At 62.0% G+C, this 15,918-nt stretch carries 13 protein-coding genes; 8 read left to right on the top strand and 5 right to left on the bottom strand.

Features of this window, described 5'->3' with window-relative positions; all coding sequences use genetic code 11:
* Positions 1–68: 68 nt before the first annotated feature.
* Both AB4Z15_RS17475 and AB4Z15_RS17470 read right to left on the bottom strand, forming a co-directional pair.
* Entirely contained in the window at positions 69–1,274 is a 1,206-nt protein-coding gene (locus AB4Z15_RS17475; protein ID WP_442018293.1) for a NosD domain-containing protein, read from the bottom strand.
* A gap of 192 nt (positions 1,275–1,466) precedes the next feature.
* Positions 1,467–1,649: a hypothetical protein gene (locus AB4Z15_RS17470; protein WP_442018292.1), complete on the bottom strand. Its 183-nt coding sequence runs from the start codon at positions 1,647–1,649 to the stop codon at positions 1,467–1,469.
* A gap of 268 nt (positions 1,650–1,917) precedes the next feature.
* Here AB4Z15_RS17470 and AB4Z15_RS17465 point away from each other — a divergent pair, with 268 nt between their 5' ends.
* From AB4Z15_RS17465 to AB4Z15_RS17440, 6 genes are all read left to right on the top strand, one after another.
* Positions 1,918–3,198 carry an ABC transporter substrate-binding protein gene (locus tag AB4Z15_RS17465; protein WP_442018291.1) on the top strand — a complete coding sequence of 427 codons (1,281 nt, stop codon included), beginning with the start codon at positions 1,918–1,920 and terminating at the stop codon, positions 3,196–3,198.
* Between the two features lie 70 nt (positions 3,199–3,268).
* Positions 3,269–4,156 (top strand): carbohydrate ABC transporter permease, encoded by an 888-nt coding sequence (locus AB4Z15_RS17460; protein ID WP_442018290.1) that lies wholly within the window; start codon positions 3,269–3,271, stop codon positions 4,154–4,156.
* 170 nt (positions 4,157–4,326) lie between these two features.
* On the top strand, positions 4,327–5,223 hold the full coding sequence (locus tag AB4Z15_RS17455; RefSeq protein ID WP_442018323.1) for a carbohydrate ABC transporter permease: 897 nt from the start codon (positions 4,327–4,329) through the stop codon (positions 5,221–5,223).
* Positions 5,224–5,269: 46 nt separating this feature from the next.
* Positions 5,270–6,655: a right-handed parallel beta-helix repeat-containing protein gene (locus AB4Z15_RS17450; protein WP_442018289.1), complete on the top strand. Its 1,386-nt coding sequence runs from the start codon at positions 5,270–5,272 to the stop codon at positions 6,653–6,655.
* A gap of 15 nt (positions 6,656–6,670) precedes the next feature.
* Positions 6,671–7,723 carry a LacI family DNA-binding transcriptional regulator gene (locus AB4Z15_RS17445; protein WP_442018288.1) on the top strand — a complete coding sequence of 351 codons (1,053 nt, stop codon included), beginning with the start codon at positions 6,671–6,673 and terminating at the stop codon, positions 7,721–7,723.
* Entirely contained in the window at positions 7,720–9,252 is a 1,533-nt protein-coding gene (locus AB4Z15_RS17440; protein ID WP_442018287.1) for a glycoside hydrolase family 32 protein, read from the top strand. Before AB4Z15_RS17445 ends, AB4Z15_RS17440 begins: the two co-directional genes overlap by 4 nt.
* Here the strand turns inward: AB4Z15_RS17440 and AB4Z15_RS17435 are convergent.
* Together AB4Z15_RS17435 and AB4Z15_RS17430 are read right to left on the bottom strand one after the other, a co-directional pair.
* The gene (locus AB4Z15_RS17435) at positions 9,247–9,564 is read right to left on the bottom strand and encodes a type II toxin-antitoxin system RelE family toxin (RefSeq protein ID WP_442018286.1); all 318 of its coding nucleotides are present in this window, start codon (positions 9,562–9,564) and stop codon (positions 9,247–9,249) included. The two genes, AB4Z15_RS17440 and AB4Z15_RS17435, sit on opposite strands and share 6 nt — an antisense overlap.
* Positions 9,561–9,812, bottom strand: coding sequence for a type II toxin-antitoxin system Phd/YefM family antitoxin (locus AB4Z15_RS17430; RefSeq protein WP_442018285.1), 252 nt, complete (start codon positions 9,810–9,812; stop codon positions 9,561–9,563). Before AB4Z15_RS17430 ends, AB4Z15_RS17435 begins: the two co-directional genes overlap by 4 nt.
* Before the next feature lie 114 nt (positions 9,813–9,926).
* Between AB4Z15_RS17430 and AB4Z15_RS17425 the strand changes: the two genes are divergently transcribed.
* Positions 9,927–11,864: a DUF5107 domain-containing protein gene (locus tag AB4Z15_RS17425; RefSeq protein WP_442018284.1), complete on the top strand. Its 1,938-nt coding sequence runs from the start codon at positions 9,927–9,929 to the stop codon at positions 11,862–11,864.
* A 38-nt stretch (positions 11,865–11,902) separates the two neighbouring features.
* Here the strand turns inward: AB4Z15_RS17425 and AB4Z15_RS17420 are convergent, their stop codons facing one another.
* On the bottom strand, positions 11,903–12,511 hold the full coding sequence (locus AB4Z15_RS17420) for a TetR/AcrR family transcriptional regulator (RefSeq protein ID WP_442018283.1): 609 nt from the start codon (positions 12,509–12,511) through the stop codon (positions 11,903–11,905).
* Between the two features lie 113 nt (positions 12,512–12,624).
* Between AB4Z15_RS17420 and AB4Z15_RS17415 the strand changes: the two genes are divergently transcribed.
* Positions 12,625–15,810 (top strand): glycoside hydrolase family 2 TIM barrel-domain containing protein, encoded by a 3,186-nt coding sequence (locus tag AB4Z15_RS17415; RefSeq protein WP_442018282.1) that lies wholly within the window; start codon positions 12,625–12,627, stop codon positions 15,808–15,810.
* Positions 15,811–15,918 lie beyond the last annotated feature (108 nt).

Here is a 15,918-nt window from a genome sequence, read left to right as displayed (position 1 = left end):
GTGGGGCGACGCCCGCCGTCGTCGTTACTTATGCCGTGCGATGACGCCGTGCTGTTGCGGCGTTCGGCTTACGGCGTTGCCCTGAACGCATAATTGGACGCGTACCGAACCACCTGGTTGCTATCGCCGCTGTCCAGCACCTTGGACCCGGAAGTTGATGCATCCAGGACCACGGTGTGCACGGCGATGGCCGAGACGGTGTTGTTAGTGGCGATGAAGTTGTTGTTTCCGGAAGCCACCAAAATGATGGTGGGCGTCTGCCCCGACGGCGTGACCGATCCGGAGGCGACGTCATAGCTGAAGTGGTTTCCAGTCACGGTGTTGTTGCTGCCCGCGATGTGCACCAGGCCGAAGAGATCGTCCAACCCATTGTTATAAGGCTTGAGGGGATCGAACGGTTCCATCTGGCGCAGGAAGTGATTGGCTCCAACGAGGTTTTCCGTGCAGCTTCCTTCGAAATTCACCATGCCGGGGTAGAAGGCATGGAACCGGTTGGAGGTGATGGTGGAGCGCGTGCAGTCCTTGAAGTGCACGCTGCTCTTGCCCCTGGGGAAGACGTTGTTGCCCGTGACCAGCAGGCCCATGTGCCCCTCGGCGAAGATCGAGAATCCCACGAAGCCGGCGCCAATGAGGTTGTCGGTGACTTTCGAGGCCTGGCCCGATCCTGTCAGTTCAACGCATGACCCACATTCAGCAAGGAAGTTGCTGCTGACGCTCAGGGCATCTGTATCCCTCACCACAAGCCCATGCTCGAGGTACACCATCCCCATGCGCTCCACCCGGCAGGAATCGTTGGCAGAATCGAAGCGGATGCCGGTCTTGCCGTTGGTGTAATCGTTCTCGTTGGAACCGAAGGACACGCCATCGAGGCAGAAGTTCTCGAACACCACCGCGCTGATCCGCGGATCGCCTGTGCGGTAGACCCGGAAAGCGTCCGTGTTCCCGTCGGTGTTTTCCACCCTCACGCGGCTGGCACCGGGGTTGATCTCGTGCCAGCTCGAGGTGTTGCCGGCGTTGTAGCGGATGCTCAGCGAGGTGAAGCCATGACCGGATCCACGGATGGTCAGGAAGCTGATGTCCACATTGACCCGGGTCTTGAGGGAGTAGTCTCCCGGCGGGATGTAGATAACGGCGCCGGGCTTGGACGCCTGGCTGGTCTGCTGGCTCTTGATGTCAGCGATGATGCTGTTGATGATGAGCCCGATGTCGTTGTACGGGGTGGCGGACGGATTCCCTGGAACGCTCCAGGTGGTGACGTCATAGACGGTGGTCAAAGCTGGTTCTCCTCACATCGTTGGGGGACTGAACTGTGCTGCTTCTCTTTAAGTGCGTCCGGAACCGCCGGCGCCGTGCTCTGCATGCTCGCTCGTGCCTCGCTTGGACGCATGCTGCCGCACGCCTCCGGCGGTCCGGCGTGGTTCTACAGACGGGTGGTTCTACAGACGGGTGCTCTATAGACGGTTGCTTTACAGAACGCCGATTAAGTGGCGGTGCCCCTGCGGCTGGGGACCGGCGTCGGGCTTTGCGGCCACTTGTTCACGTGCTGCGGCGGCAGCGTTGCCCGTTGCCGCGACAGCGAAGGCGACGGCCGCCGACGCCGTAAGCGCGCGGAGCACACTTCGCCGGCTGATGTCCGGGATGGGTTTCATACGTTCTCCTTTGAATGGGGATGCCCACTGGGCACAGCGCGGATGCCAAAAACGGCCAAATCGGCCAAAATATGCCAAAACGGTTTATCTACTAGCGTCGATGACTCTAGGGCTGGGGCATCCGGCGCGTCAAGGCGCCAAACTGGCCAAAATGTGACGCTTGACATACTGCCGAAATCGGGCCTATGGTGTTGCCAAGTCGTTTTGGCAAAACGATTCTCCATCCCCAAAGATTCTTTCATCCCGTTCCAAGAGAAAGTCGACAGCGATGTCCACTCGAAAGACCATCTCCAGGCTCGTCACACTCGGCGGCCTCTGCACTGCCGTCGCACTCGCTGCTACTGGTTGCGGTGCCGGGGGCCCCGCACCAACATCCGGAAGCGCATCCAGCACAGTCAACGTCCTGGTGGAAGCAGGAGGCCACGCCGAGCTCACAGGCGTTGCCCAGCAATGCAAGAAAGACACCGGCCTCGACGTCAACTTCGTCGAACTGCCCTATGACGGCATGTTCAACCGGCTCTCCAGTGAGTTCTCCTCCGGCAATGTCTCCTTCGACGTCGCGGCATTGGACTCCGTGTGGCTCCCCAGCTTCAAGGATGCAGTCCAGCCAATCGATGAACTGTTCACCGATGAAGCCAAGAAGGACATTTTCCCCGCCCTCGTGAAGGAAGCCAACGTTGACGGCCACTTCATCGGAATGCCGGCATGGACCAACGCAGAGATCATCCTGTACCGCAAGGATCTCTTCGAGGACGCCAAGAACAAGGCAGATTTCAAGGCAAAGTACGGCTACGACCTGGCAGCTCCCACCACGTGGAAGCAGTACCAGGACATCTCCGAATTCTTCACCAAGGACGGCATGTATGGCACGGACGTGAAGGGCGCCGTGGAAACGGAATGGCTTGCCCACGTCCTGCAGGCCGGCTCGCCGATGGTCCTTGATGCGAACAACAACGTGATCATCGATAACGCTGCCCACAAGGAAGCGCTCGACTTCTACGTCAGCCTCACCAAGGACGCCCCTCCGGGTGCTGCACAGGTTGACTGGGCTGCGGCACAGAACCTGTTCAACCAGGGCAAGACCGCCATGACCCGCTTCTGGGCCCACGCCTACCGGCAGATCCCCAAGGACTCTCCCGTTGCTGGCAAGGTGGGAGCTGCAGCGATGATTGGCGGCAGCGCCGGCGTCGCGGGTGTTCCGGGCCCGTGGTACCTGTCCGTACCCAAGGCGACCAAGAACGCGGATGCAGCCAAGAAGTTCATCAAGTGCGCGTACGACTACAACAGCATGGGTGTGGAATCCAGCCTCGGACTCGCCTCGCGCATCTCAGCGTTTGAGAAGTACCAGAACCAGCCGGGCTACGAGAGCTTCAAGCCGCTGATCGAAACGCTCAACGGCAAGGCAACCGCAACGCGTCCGGCAACAGCCAAGTGGCAGCAGATTGTGGACACCGTGCTGGTTCCGCTCCTGCAGAAGGCTGTAGCTGGCGGCGACTCCGCCACTCTCCTGGCTGACGCCAAGAAGCAGATCCAGGACCTCCTCAAGTAAAGACTCCGCGGCCGGCACCAGCCGACTCAGCCGGTGCCGGCCGTGGCCCCAACAAACAGAAGAGAAAATCGTGCGTATCTCCGATCGCCGCTTCGCCCTATACCTGATGACCCCGGCGGCACTGTTCCTGGCCGTGTTTGTGGCCTACCCGCTGTTCCGCCTCGTCGCAGACAGCTTCTTCAAGATCTCGCCCATCGCGGGCGGCACGCGTGACTTTGTCGGATTCCAAAACTACGCTGCAGCGTTCGCCTCCGAAGCCTTCATGGGTGCCGGCTGGCGAACCCTGGCATACACAGTAGTGGTGGTGACGCTGGAGTTCGCGCTCGGCCTGGGGATGGCCCTCCTGTTCACCACGCTGGGACGCAAGTCGCAGATCTGGCGAACGGTCTTCCTTTACCCGCTTATGATTGCGCCGATCGTGGCCGGCCTGCTCTGGAAGTTCCTGATGATCGATAACTTCGGCCTCATCGGGACCATCCTGCACCAAGCAGGCATCCTCTCCAACCCCAACCAGATCGGCTGGCTCTCGGACCCGAACATCGTGCTGTTCTCGGTGGCCGTCCCGGACATCTGGCTCACGACGTCCTTCATGTGCCTGGTCCTGTTCGCCGGCCTCCAAAACATCCCCGGCGACCTCATCGAGGCAGCCCGCCTGGACGGCGCCAAGGCACCGGCGCTTCTGTTCCAGATCATCCTTCCGCTCCTCCGCCCGGTGATCGCCGTGGCACTGGTGGTCCGCGGAATCGATGCCGCCCGGGCCTTTGACACCATCCTCATCCAAACCAACGGCGGCCCGCAGTCCGCCTCCGAAACCATGAGCCTGCTGATCTACCGGACCATGATCCGCTTCGGCGATCCCGGCCTGGCCAGCGCCATGGGCACCATCTACCTGCTGGCGATGCTCGCCGTCGCATTCTTCGCGGTGGCCACCATCTGGCGGCCAGGAAAGGACAACTGATGAGCGCCGCAGAAACCTCGCACGACGGCGGGACACCGGCTTCCGCTCCTGGCATCAGGCCGCGCCGTTCAGCAATGGTCGCCCGGCTGACAGCTGCCAAGCACACCCAAGCTGCCGAGCACACCCAAGCAGCGAAGCAAACACCCGGTGACCCGACAGGCAAAACTGTGCTGCCGCCGTCGGGGGTTACTGAGCCAAGCGCCCCGCGCAAGCGTCGTGGTGTAAACCGCGAAGGCCTTGAGGCGGGACGTCGCAGCACGCGGACCATTCTGTGGATCCTGCTGGCCGCAGCCATGGTGCTGTATGGGTTCCCGTTCCTGTACCTGCTGTTTACGTCCTTCAAGACCCCGATCGACACCATCGCCGTTCCACCCACCATCCTTCCCAAGGAATGGACGCTGGCGAATTACGCGAACGCCCTGGGCCGCAGCGGTGTGTTGGCTTCCTTCATCAACAGCATCCAGACCGCGATCATCAGCACTCTGCTTTCCCTGGTGCTGGCTGTCCCGGCGGCTTACGGCATCACGCGCTACAAGACTCCGAGCGGCCGAGTGTTCATCATGGCCGCACTGGTCACCCGCATGGTGCCGCCGGTAGCAATCGGTATCCCGCTGGCATCCATGATGGCTTCGGCAGGTTTGGCGGATACGCCGATCGCATTGTCCATTGCCCACACCACCATTTCCTTGCCGCTCTCCATCTGGCTGATGTCCAGCTTCTTCGAGGCTGTTCCCCGCGACCTGGAAGAGGCAGCAACAGTGGATGGCTGCAGCAGGCTCGGCGCGCTCTGGCGGGTGGTGATCCCGGTGGTTTCCGGAGGCATCGCCGTCACCGCGATCTTCGCCTTCCTGGCCTCATGGAACGAGTTCCTCTTCGCGCTGCTGATGACCGCCATCCGCTCGCAGACCACTCCCGTGGTCATCGCGAACTTCCAGACCCAGTTCGGCCTGGACTGGGGATCGATGACGGCGCTGGCCGCCGTGTACTCGATCCCGGTCATCCTTCTCACCCTTCTCCTGCAGCGCAAGATCGTAGCGGGCATGACGCTCGGCGCCGTCAAGGGCTGAGAAAACGCAACGGCTGAGAAACCACACCACAAAAAGGGCAGAAGCAATGTCAAGCAACAACTACTACGACGTGACTACGTGGCCGGTCGGCAACCCGTTCGAGGACGTCGGTGAAGTGATCAACAGCATCATCGCCGACGTCAAGGCCCGGCAGGCAGCCACCGACGTGAACAACGGAGGAAAGCCGGGAGCAGTGATCTACCTTCCGCCCGGGGACTACCACCTCCGTACGCAGGTGCTGATCGATATCAGCTTCCTCAGGATCGAGGGTTCGGGGCACGGCTTTACGTCCTCGAGCATCCGGTTCAACGTCCCCGAAGACGAGTGGAGCGATCTGCATGAACTGTGGCCTGGAGGAAGCCGCATTATTGTCGATCTTGCCCTCGGCGGGGACTCGGACGAAGCCAAGGGAGCAGCCTTCTACGTTGAGCGAAGCGGGAGCCCCCGCATCAGCTCAGTGGAGTTCTCCAACTTCTGTATTGACGGCTTGCACTTCACCCCTGATGGCTCGGACCTGCCGCCGGAGAACACGTATGTGAATGGCAAGACCGGTATCTACGTGGCGAGCGCCAATGACTCATTCCGCGTTTCGGGGATGGGGTTCATCTACCTGGAGAACGCCCTCACTATTCACAACGCTGACGCGCTTTCCATTCACGATAACTTCATTGCTGAATGCGGGAGCTGCATTGAGTTGCGCGGCTGGGGACAGGCGTCAAAGATCACTGACAACTTGATCGGAGCAGGTTTCAAGGGCCACTCGATCTATGCCAAGAGCCATGGCGGGCTCTTGATAACCGCGAACAACATCTTCCCCAGGGGTGCCAGCAGCATCCATTTGGACGGCGTCACGCGTTCAAGCATCACCAACAACCGGCTGCATTCGTTCTACCCCGGGATGGTGGTTCTCGCAGAGAACAGTTCCGAGAATCTCGTGGCGACGAATCACTTCCTGCGTGACCATGAGCCCTGGACACCCTTCCTGGGAGTCGATAACGGGCTGGACGATCTTTACGGGCTTCTCTGCGTGAGCGGGAGCAACAACTCTGTGGTGGGCAACCACTTCTCCGAGGTCATCGACGCAGAGAGCATCCGTCCCGCAGGAGCGACGCCGGTCATCATCCGGTTGCTGGAGGGGGCTGGAAACTTCGTCTCCAACAACCACGTGGTGGCGATGGACGTTCACGCCACGTCCAGTGATTCCTGCTTCTCCGCCCAGGTGGACGCCCTGTTGACCACGGGCGCTTCTGACGGGCTCGCCGTTACGGCCGTCCTGGTCGATTCCGGATCTGCCCGGAATACGATCCTTGATTCCGGAACCGACGACCAAGTTATTGCAGACAGGGCTGTCAACGCCTTGAGGGCCACACCAACTCTGGGTTTCCAGGCCGCACATGCTGATTCGATCGCAGGATCAGCACCAACATCATGAGGACGTGGGGGACCAATGACCAATAGATCAGTGGGTATCAAAGACGTGGCGGCAGAGGCCGGAGTTTCGGTCACCACCGTCTCCCATGTCCTGAACGATGTTGCCTACGCCCGCGTTGGCGCAAGAACGCGGGAGCGGGTCCAGGAGGCTGCGCATCGCCTGGGGTACGGCCCGAACCGGCTGGCCCAGGCCCTGCGGACACAACGTTCAGGGATGATCGGGTTCATCAGCGAGGAAATCGCCACCACGCCGCATGCAGGCAGGATCATCCTGGGCTCAGAGGAAACTGCGAAGCGCCGGGGCTACAACATCATGATCATCAACTCCACCAGCACCAGCTCCCAGGAGTCCAAGGAAAGCCAGGTGGCGGATCTGCTGGACCGGCAAGTGGATGGCATCCTGTACGCCACGATGTATCACCGGAAGCTGGCTGTCCCCAAGAACCTCGCTGGACTGCCTGCAGTCCTGGTGGACTCCGAAGACATCAGCCAAACTGTTTCCTCCGTCATCCCCGACGAAGTGGGCGGGGCAAGGTCCGCAGTGCAGACACTGATCGACGCCGGTCACACCCGGATCGGGATGCTCAACAACACCGACGACGTGCCCGCAACCCACTCCCGGTTGAGGGCTTTCAAGGAGACGTTGGCAGACGCCGGGCTGCCGTTCCACGAAGAACTGGTCCAGTCCGAGATCTCGGAGATGCCCGGTGGCTACCAGGCGGCGCTGCGCCTGCTGAAATCCGAGAACCGGCCAACGGCCGTGTTTTGCTACAACGACCGTATGGCCATGGGTGCGTACCGGGCCGCTGCGGAACTTGGCCTTCGGATTCCAGATGACATCTCCTTCGTCGGTTTCGACAACCAGGAACTCATTGCCGAAAACCTTTACCCAGCGCTGACGACAGTCGCCCTGCCGCACTACGAAATGGGTGCCTGGGCAACGGAAAACCTGATCGATGCCATCGAAGGGAAAACCGACCTGCAGCTGTTCGCTACCCACCCCACCGTTCTTCCATGCCCCATGGTTCTTCGCGATTCCGTCGCTTCCCTCCCGAAAGACCTCCGATGACTGAAACAACAACGCACCGTGCCGCCCCCGGCGAAGACGCCGCCTCAACGATGCGTCCGATACTTCACTACACGGCCAAGAACACCTGGCTGAACGATCCAAACGGACTGGTTTGGTACAACGGCGTCTACCATCTCTTCTACCAAAACAACCCCTTCGACAACGTCTGGGGCAACATGTCCTGGGGGCACGCCACCTCGACTGACCTCCTGCACTGGACTGAACACCCGGTTGCCATCGCCTGCGACGACGAAGAGGACGTCTTTTCCGGCAGCATCGTGGTGGACCACGGCAATACATCAGGATTCGGCACAGACGAAGAGCCGGCGTTGGTGGCCATCTACACGAGCGCCTTCAAGGAAGGCTCGGCGCATCAGGGGACACAGGCCCAGTCCCTCGCGTTCTCCACGGATGGCGGCATGTCGTGGAGCAAATATGCAGGCAACCCGGTGCTTGGCCGCGGCTCGGCCCATTTCCGGGATCCCAAGGTGTTCCGCTACGAGGGATCTGCCGGGTCCTGTTGGGTGATGGTGGCCGTGGAGGCCCAGCATCAGCAGGTTGTCATGTACCGCTCGGAGAACCTGAAGGACTGGGAATACCTGAGTACTTTCGGCCCCGCGAACTCGGCGGAAGGCGAATGGGAATGCCCGGACCTCTTCCCGCTGCCCGTCGACGGCGACCCGGAGAACGTCAAGTGGGTCCTGGTGGTTAACGTCAATCCAGGTGCCGTGGCCGGTGGTTCCGGAGGACAGTACTTCGTGGGCCACTTCGATGGCTTGCAGTTCACTGCCGATCCTGATTCGCTCGTTTCACCCGGTGCCGACGGAACCATGGATCTCAGGCAATGCCTCTGGCTCGACTGGGGGCGTGACTACTACGCCGCGGTCTCTTTCAGCAATGTCCCGGAGAACCGCCGCATCATGATCGGCTGGATGAACAACTGGGACTATGCCAACTCCTTGCCAACGGCCCCGTGGCGCTCCGGCATGTCGCTTGCCCGCGAGGTTGAACTTGCAACCGTAGAGGGTTTGCCACGCTTGGTGCAGCGGCCTGTGCTGCCGCTGGACTCCGGAAACCCCGCCAGCATTCTCCAGGATGCCGAAGTTAGCGATTCCGCGGTGCAACTGCACGACGCCATGCCCGGATCAGCCCAGCTGATCGAGGCTGAGATCCTGCCCGGCTCATGCCGGACCATTTCCTTCAGGCTGCTCGGTGCCCCGGATGGGAGCGCCGCAACGGTTCTCAGCTTCGACGCCGGGACGAGCCAGCTCACCCTGGATCGACGAAACTCCGGAAACACCGGCTTCCACGAAAAGTTCGCGTCGGCGGAGTCGGCGCCCGTGAAGCTCGACGGCGGCGTGCTGAGGCTGCGTATTATCGTGGATCAATCAGTGGAGGTCTTCGCCCAAGACGGCAGGGTTGTCCTCAGTGATCTGGTCTTCCCCCTGGCCGGGAGCCTCGGCACCGAGTTGCGGGTGGAAGGCGGCACCGCCGTTGTGCGGAAACTGGTGGTCAGCTCCTTGTCATAAGCCCGGGGCTCCGGGAACCGCCGGTGCGGACTTTCGTAGAGCTTTCTGGTGTCGGTAGATTTCCTTGCGGTGTCCTACCTTCACAACCAGGATCAAGAGTTCGTGGTCGTGGATTTCGTAGACGATACGGTAATCGCCGACCCTGATTCGCCATTGTCCATCTCCGCCAACGAGCTGGGTCGCTTTGGGTGGCCGTGGAGTGGCCCCCAGTATTTCCACGGTCTTCAACACTCTGACCTGGGCGGATCTGTCCAGTTTGCGGATCTGCTTTGCCGCCGTGGCCGTGTAGGCGATGTTGAAGTCTGCGCTCACGCCTCGATTCCAAGCTCACGCAGCAACTCCGCGTGAGTGACGCGTGGTTCTGTTTCGGTCTTCGCCGTGTGTGTATCGGCCAGATCGTCAGCGTCTTCAAGCGCTGCCACGGCTCGTTCGTAGAAGTCTGGGTCAACAACTACGGCTACCGGGCGGCCGCGGCGGGTGATGTGGACGGGTTCCTGCCGCACGGCGTCAATGAGCTCTGACCAGTGCATTCTGGCTTCATTTGCAGTTTTTACGGTCATCCCTCAAACTTACGAAACTTACGATTCGTAAGCAATTGTGGGCTCTAGCGCTGGCCATCCGGTTCGAGGAGACTGTGGGTGTGGACGTTGAATTCCTCACGAACGGATCCTGACATGGCTGTCACCTCACCTTCCAACCTCACGGTCACCACCATTTCCCTGACGATGGCAGATATTGGTCCGCTGAACCCCTTGCCGGTGGTGGCCGCGGAACTCGATCAGCCTTATACAGTGGGCGAGGGCGTGCCGGAAGAGCTCCAAGCGGCGGCCCGCTATGGAGTGGTGGCCAACGTTTACCCGTACCTCATGCAGGACGGCTACAGCCGGGAAGCGGCACCCAGGGAGCTACCCGCCGTCGTGCTTGAGAACAGCAAACTCCGGGCGACGGTCATACCGTCACTGGGCGGCCGTATCTGGGAATTGTTCGACAAAGTGACGGGAAAGCAGCTCCTCCACACGCACGACGCGCCCCAGCTGGCCAACATCGCGCTGCGAAAGGCGTGGTTCGCGGGCGGCCTGGAGTGGAACATAGGCACGCGCGGCCACTCACCCACCAGTTGCGATCCACTGCACACGGCGATCGTCCACACGCTGGACGGAAAGCACATCCTACGTGTGTGGGAGTTCGAGCGGCTCCGGGAAGTGGTCTTCCAAGTGGACATATGGTTGCCTGCCGAATCTGACGTGCTGTTCGCGGCCGTGCGCATCCGCAACCCCAATGACCACGAGGTTCCCATGTACTGGTGGAGCAACGCGGCCATTCCGGAGACGGACCGCACCCGCGTGATCGCCCCGGCCGACGAAGCTTTTGGCAGCGACTACGCCACGGACATCACCCGCGTCCGGCCCACGGACCACAACGGTTACGACGGCACGTGGTTGGTCAACAGCCCGCATGCCGCGGACTTCTTCTTTGATATTGATCGATCCGAACGTCGCTGGGTTGTAGCTGCGGACCACGACGGCGATGGGCTGGCGATGCTGTCCACCAGCCGGCTGAGGGGCAAGAAGCTCTTCGTCTGGGGACAAGGCCAAGGGGGCAAACGGTGGCAACAATGGTTGAGCCCGGGTGCTGGCCCTTACGCCGAGATCCAGGCGGGGTTGGCGAGAACCCAGTTTGAAAATATGGCCATGCCGTCGGGTGCGGAATGGTCCTGGGTGGAAGCGTACGGCAATGGGCATCTGGACCCCGATACGGCCCATGGATCGGATTGGGATGCGGCCGTAGCCCACGCCGGCCAGCGGCTCGAGGAGCTCCTGGCACACGAGGAACTGGAGGCAATGCTGCCCGCCGCGATCAGCGACGCTGACGTCCCGCCGTCCACCATGCTGCTCCACGGCAGCGGCTGGGGCGTGGTGGAGCGGGCCCGCCGGCGTCGGACGGGCAAGGGCTGGATTGACGAGAGCGGCACCCCGTTCGTCGATGAAAGCATCACAGCGGAGCAGGAACCATGGCTGGAACTGCTAAAGGGAAAAGCGTTCGACGGCGCGCCCAGCTTTGTTGCCGGAGCTGACTGGGAGGAGCTGCTTGAGGGACGGGAAACTCCTGAGGCGCGGTTCCATGTGGCCACGATGAGGCATGCCAGGCAGGACCTGGAAGGAGCCAAAGAGGCGTATCGCGAGGTGCTTGCTGCCGGGGGCGTTCGGCCAGGGACTTTGGCGCTCGCACATCGTGGATTGGGCCTGGCGTTACTGGCCGAAGGCTCGGATCGCGAGGGCCTGGATGAACTCAGAAGCGCTGCTCAAGCCGACTCCGCCAACACAGCGTTGCTCACCGAGGCAGTGACACTCAGCATCCGCCATGATGATCCGGCCCAAGCGCTGGAACTGCTGGAGTTCGCACCCAGGGAGGGCGCCGCCGTCGGGCGTTTGAGGTTCCTCAGGGCCCTGGCACTGGCCCGGGTGGGCAAGGCGGGCGAGGCAGCAGCCATCCTGCGCGAAGGGGTGGAGATACCGGACCTCCGTGAGGGAGAGGATGCCATCGCGGCGCTCTGGGAAGAAGTCTGTCCGGGCGAGGCTGTGCCGTTCAACTACCAATTTGGAATGCACTAGGGGGCTGGAACGGCAACGCATAGTAGGTTTTCGGCCCGTCACGCTTCAGGCAGCAGGATCACTTCGAAGAAGCCGCGCAGGGCTTTTGCTACGTCTATCTTGTCCGGGGCCAACAGCCACTGGGTTTGAAGTCCGTCCCACAGGGCCACCAGGGACGTGGCTGCCCACGCTGGATCCACGCCGGGCCGGAGCTTGCCCTCCTGGGCCAAGGCCGAGAAAGAGCGCCTATAGCTTGCCCGTATGCGTTCGAAGCGTTCTGTGAAGTAATCACGGCCGGGATGGGCATTCGTGATCGATTCCGCGCACAGCACTGTGTAGAGCTCGATGACGCCGGGAATCTTCTCGTTATGGAGCGCCGTGCGAATCACGTCATCCACAAGCGACTCTTCCTCAGCGGAGGGATTCTCGCTTCCGGTCAGTTCGTCGCGCCACTCCAGGACGCCCATCAGAAGATCGCTTTTTGACGGGAAATAATGCAGGAGGCTGGTCTGGCTCATGCCCGCTTGGTTGGCAACGTCCTGCAGGGAGCCGCCCAAATACCCCTTCGCGGCAAACACGGCGTGGGCGGAGTCGAGGATGAGTCGTCGCTTTTCCTTCGCCTTGGAATAGGGTCCCCGCTTGGCGCTCGCCGTGTCCTTTGTGGTCATGGCAAGCCAGTGTACAGCGGGCGGGGATTGGAATTCTGAAATTAGAGTAACTACTCGAAATTTGTGTTAGCGTGGTCACACCCAACCCTGCAGTGGACGCTTGAAGGAGCCACGTGGAATCGACATCTTCGGCCTTGTTTGCCGGCACTTCCTACATCACCCATCCCGGCCCCGGCTCCGGCAATCGGCTGCCGGCCCGCTCCTGGCTACGGAGTGACGCGCCCACGATCCCACTCAACGGCTTGTGGAGATTCCGGTTGCTGCCCGGTGCGCCCGGAACGCCCGGCGGCAGGGGAGTCCTGCCCGCCGGCGAGCAGGTAGAAGGAGTCGCTGATGAAGGTCTGAACGATTCCGGTTGGGATGAAATCCCGGTTCCTTCCCACTGGGTCCTGGAAGGTGAGGGCCGCTATGGCCGCCCCATCTACACCAACGTCCAGTTCCCTTTTCCCACCGAGCCACCCCACGTGCCGGACGAGAATCCAACGGGCGACTACCGTCGGACCTTCACCATTCCTGCTGACTGGGCAAGTGCGGAGAGGATCGTCTTGCGCTTTGACGGGGTGGAATCCCGCTACAAAGTGTGGGTCAACGGCACAGTAATCGGCGTCGGCACGGGAAGCCGGCTTGCCCAGGAATTCGACGTCACCGAGGCAATCCGGCCCGGGGAAAACGTCCTCGCCGTCCGCGTCCATCAGTGGTCTGCTTCGAGCTACGTCGAGGACCAGGACCAGTGGTGGATGCCGGGCATCTTCCGCGACGTCACGCTGCAGGCCCGTCCTCAAGCGGGAATGGACGACGTCTGGTTGCGGACGCCATTTGAAGGCACCAGCGACTCCGGTTCAGGCATCATCGACGCCGAAATTGCCGCTGCTCCCGCTGCCTATCCTGTGCGCCTCCGCGTTCCCGAGCTCGATGTTGATGTCACGTGGGAAACTCCGGAGGACGTCGCCCCGGTGGGGATTGCCGCCGTCGAACCCTGGTCCGCGGAAGTTCCGCGGCTGTACGCGGCGACTGTCTCCAGCCAAGGCGAAACGGTCTCGTTGAAGATTGGCTTCCGTACCGTGGAGATCAAGGGAGACCAATTCCTGGTGAACGGGCGGCGCGTGGTGTTCCACGGCGTCAACCGGCACGAGACACACCCAGACCGTGGCCGCGTCTTTGACGAAGATTTTGCCCGCGCCGATCTTGCCATGATGAAGCAGTTCAACGTCAATGCCATCCGCACCAGCCATTACCCGCCGCACCCGCGCCTGCTGGATCTCGCGGATGAAATGGGATTTTGGGTGATCCTGGAATGCGATCTTGAAACACATGGCTTTGAGCGTCATGGCTGGGCCGGAAATCCCAGTGACGATCCCGCCTGGCGTGAGGCGTTGGTGGACAGGATGGAGCGCACCGTTGAGCGGGACAAGAACCACCCCTCAATCGTCATGTGGTCCTTGGGTAACGAGGCAGGAACCGGCGCCAACCTTGCGGCTATGTCCGCCTGGACGCACGCGCGAGACTCCAGCCGTCCAGTGCACTATGAGGGCGACTACGCCGGCGCGTACACGGACGTCTACTCGCGCATGTACTCCTCCATCCCCGAAACCGAAGCCATTGGCCGCGACGATTCCGGCTCGCTCCTGCTCGGCTGCTCCGCGGCGGAATCGGCGCGCCAACGCAGCAAGCCCTTCATCCTGTGCGAGTACGTCCACGCAATGGGCAATGGTCCCGGTGCGATCGACCAATATGAGGACCTGGTGGACCGCTACCCACGGTTGCATGGAGGTTTCGTGTGGGAATGGCGGGACCATGGGATCCGCACCACTACCGCAGATGGCACAGAGTTCTTCGCCTACGGGGGCGACTTCGGTGAGGTTGTCCACGACGGCAATTTCGTCATGGACGGCATGGTCCTTTCGGACTCGACGTCCAGCCCGGGACTGTTCGAGTTCAAACAGATCGTGGCGCCCCTCCGCTTGGGCTTCGAAACAGCCGTCACGGACGGTGTGACCCGTCCCATGCTCACAGTCGCCAACCTGCGGCACTCGGCGGACGCGTCCGACGTCGTCCTTCGCTGGCGCACCGAAACGGACGGCGAGGCGACCGCGTCCGGAACGTTCGACGTCGTGACCTCCACTGGTGGTCAACTCGCCGCTGGGGACTCCGCGGTTATGGAGCTGCCGGAGTTGGCACTGCGGGCTCTCAGCAGGGTGGAGGCCGGCGAGCAGTGGCTCACCGTTGAGGTTGCCCTGCGCAAGGACACCGCGTGGGCTCCTGCTGGCCACGTCATTTCCACTGCGCAGTTGGATTGCACTGGGCAGTTGGATTTCACTGCATCTGCTGCCAGGCGTCCTGCTAAGGCTCCGCGACCACTGTCGTCGGCTGGGCGGCGCGGGGAGACCGGGGCGGCCGGGGCTCTGTCCTTGGGCGCTGGATCCCTCGGTCCGGCATCCCTCGGACCTGCCCAGTTCGAGGATGGGCGGCTCGTTGCCCTGGCTGGACTGCCGGTATCCGGCCCGCGCCTGGAGTTGTGGCGAGCACCAACGGACAATGATCGAGGTTCGAATTTCGGCAGCTACGACCTCGGCGACCCGTGGCTCAACAATGGGAACGGGGTTCCAGCTCCGTCCAACCAGAGTGTGTGGCTCAAGGCGGGTCTTGATAGGTTGACGGCCCGCGTCGAGAAAGTGGTGCAGGCCGACGACGGCGTGTTCGTCACCACCCGCTATGCCGCCGCGGACACCGCACATTCTGTTTCCGTGGACGAGCAGTGGCAGGTATCCGGGGGAGAGCTGTGGCTGCGTCTGGACATTGCACCCAGCTCGGGCTGGGACATCGTGTGGCCTCGCCTGGGAGTGCGGTTTGACCTGCCCGGATCAGTGGACGGAGCCTCCTGGTTCGGGACAGGACCCCGGGAATCGTATCCCGACAGCATGCGTGCCGCCCTGGTGGGCCGCTACTCGGCGGCAATCGACGAGCTCAGCGTGAACTACGCCCGGCCGCAGGAGACAGGGCACAGGAGTGCTGTCCGATCCTTGGAACTGCGTAACAGTACGGATCCCTGGGTGACGTTCCATGCACTGCCCGATTCCAGGGATCGACTCCCTGGCTTCACGTTGTCCCGGCATACGGCGCAGCAGGTCACGGGCGCAGCCCATCCACATGAATTGCCGCAGAGCCGGAACAGCTTCCTCTACCTTGACGCCGCACAGCACGGGCTGGGCTCGAGGGCCTGCGGACCCGACGTTTGGCCGGATTTCGCCCTCAAACCCGAAGCCCGCACGCTCGTGTTCAGGATCGCGGCTGCCGGCTAGGAGGAATGCTGTCGGCTAGCGGGATGCTGCCGGCTAGCAGGAATCCAGTCCGGCCTTCCGCCTGCTTGCACGCAAGCAGACGGAAGGCCGGACACTTCTCGTGGACAC

Source organism: Paenarthrobacter sp. 2TAF44 (assembly GCF_052114885.1).
Taxonomy (GTDB): Bacteria; Actinomycetota; Actinomycetes; order Actinomycetales; family Micrococcaceae; genus Arthrobacter.
This window is presented reverse-complemented; position numbering and strand designations above follow the sequence as displayed.

Coding starts and splice junctions, on each gene's coding strand:
- AB4Z15_RS17450 (WP_442018289.1), top strand. CDS start 5,270: ATGTCAAGCAACAACTACTACGACGTGACTACGTGGCCGGTCGGCAAC.
- AB4Z15_RS17440 (WP_442018287.1), top strand. CDS start 7,720: ATGACTGAAACAACAACGCACCGTGCCGCCCCCGGCGAAGACGCCGCC.
- AB4Z15_RS17470 (WP_442018292.1), bottom strand. CDS start 1,649: ATGAAACCCATCCCGGACATCAGCCGGCGAAGTGTGCTCCGCGCGCTT.
- AB4Z15_RS17420 (WP_442018283.1), bottom strand. CDS start 12,511: ATGACCACAAAGGACACGGCGAGCGCCAAGCGGGGACCCTATTCCAAG.
- AB4Z15_RS17465 (WP_442018291.1), top strand. CDS start 1,918: ATGTCCACTCGAAAGACCATCTCCAGGCTCGTCACACTCGGCGGCCTC.
- AB4Z15_RS17425 (WP_442018284.1), top strand. CDS start 9,927: ATGGCTGTCACCTCACCTTCCAACCTCACGGTCACCACCATTTCCCTG.
- AB4Z15_RS17430 (WP_442018285.1), bottom strand. CDS start 9,812: ATGACCGTAAAAACTGCAAATGAAGCCAGAATGCACTGGTCAGAGCTC.
- AB4Z15_RS17445 (WP_442018288.1), top strand. CDS start 6,671: ATGACCAATAGATCAGTGGGTATCAAAGACGTGGCGGCAGAGGCCGGA.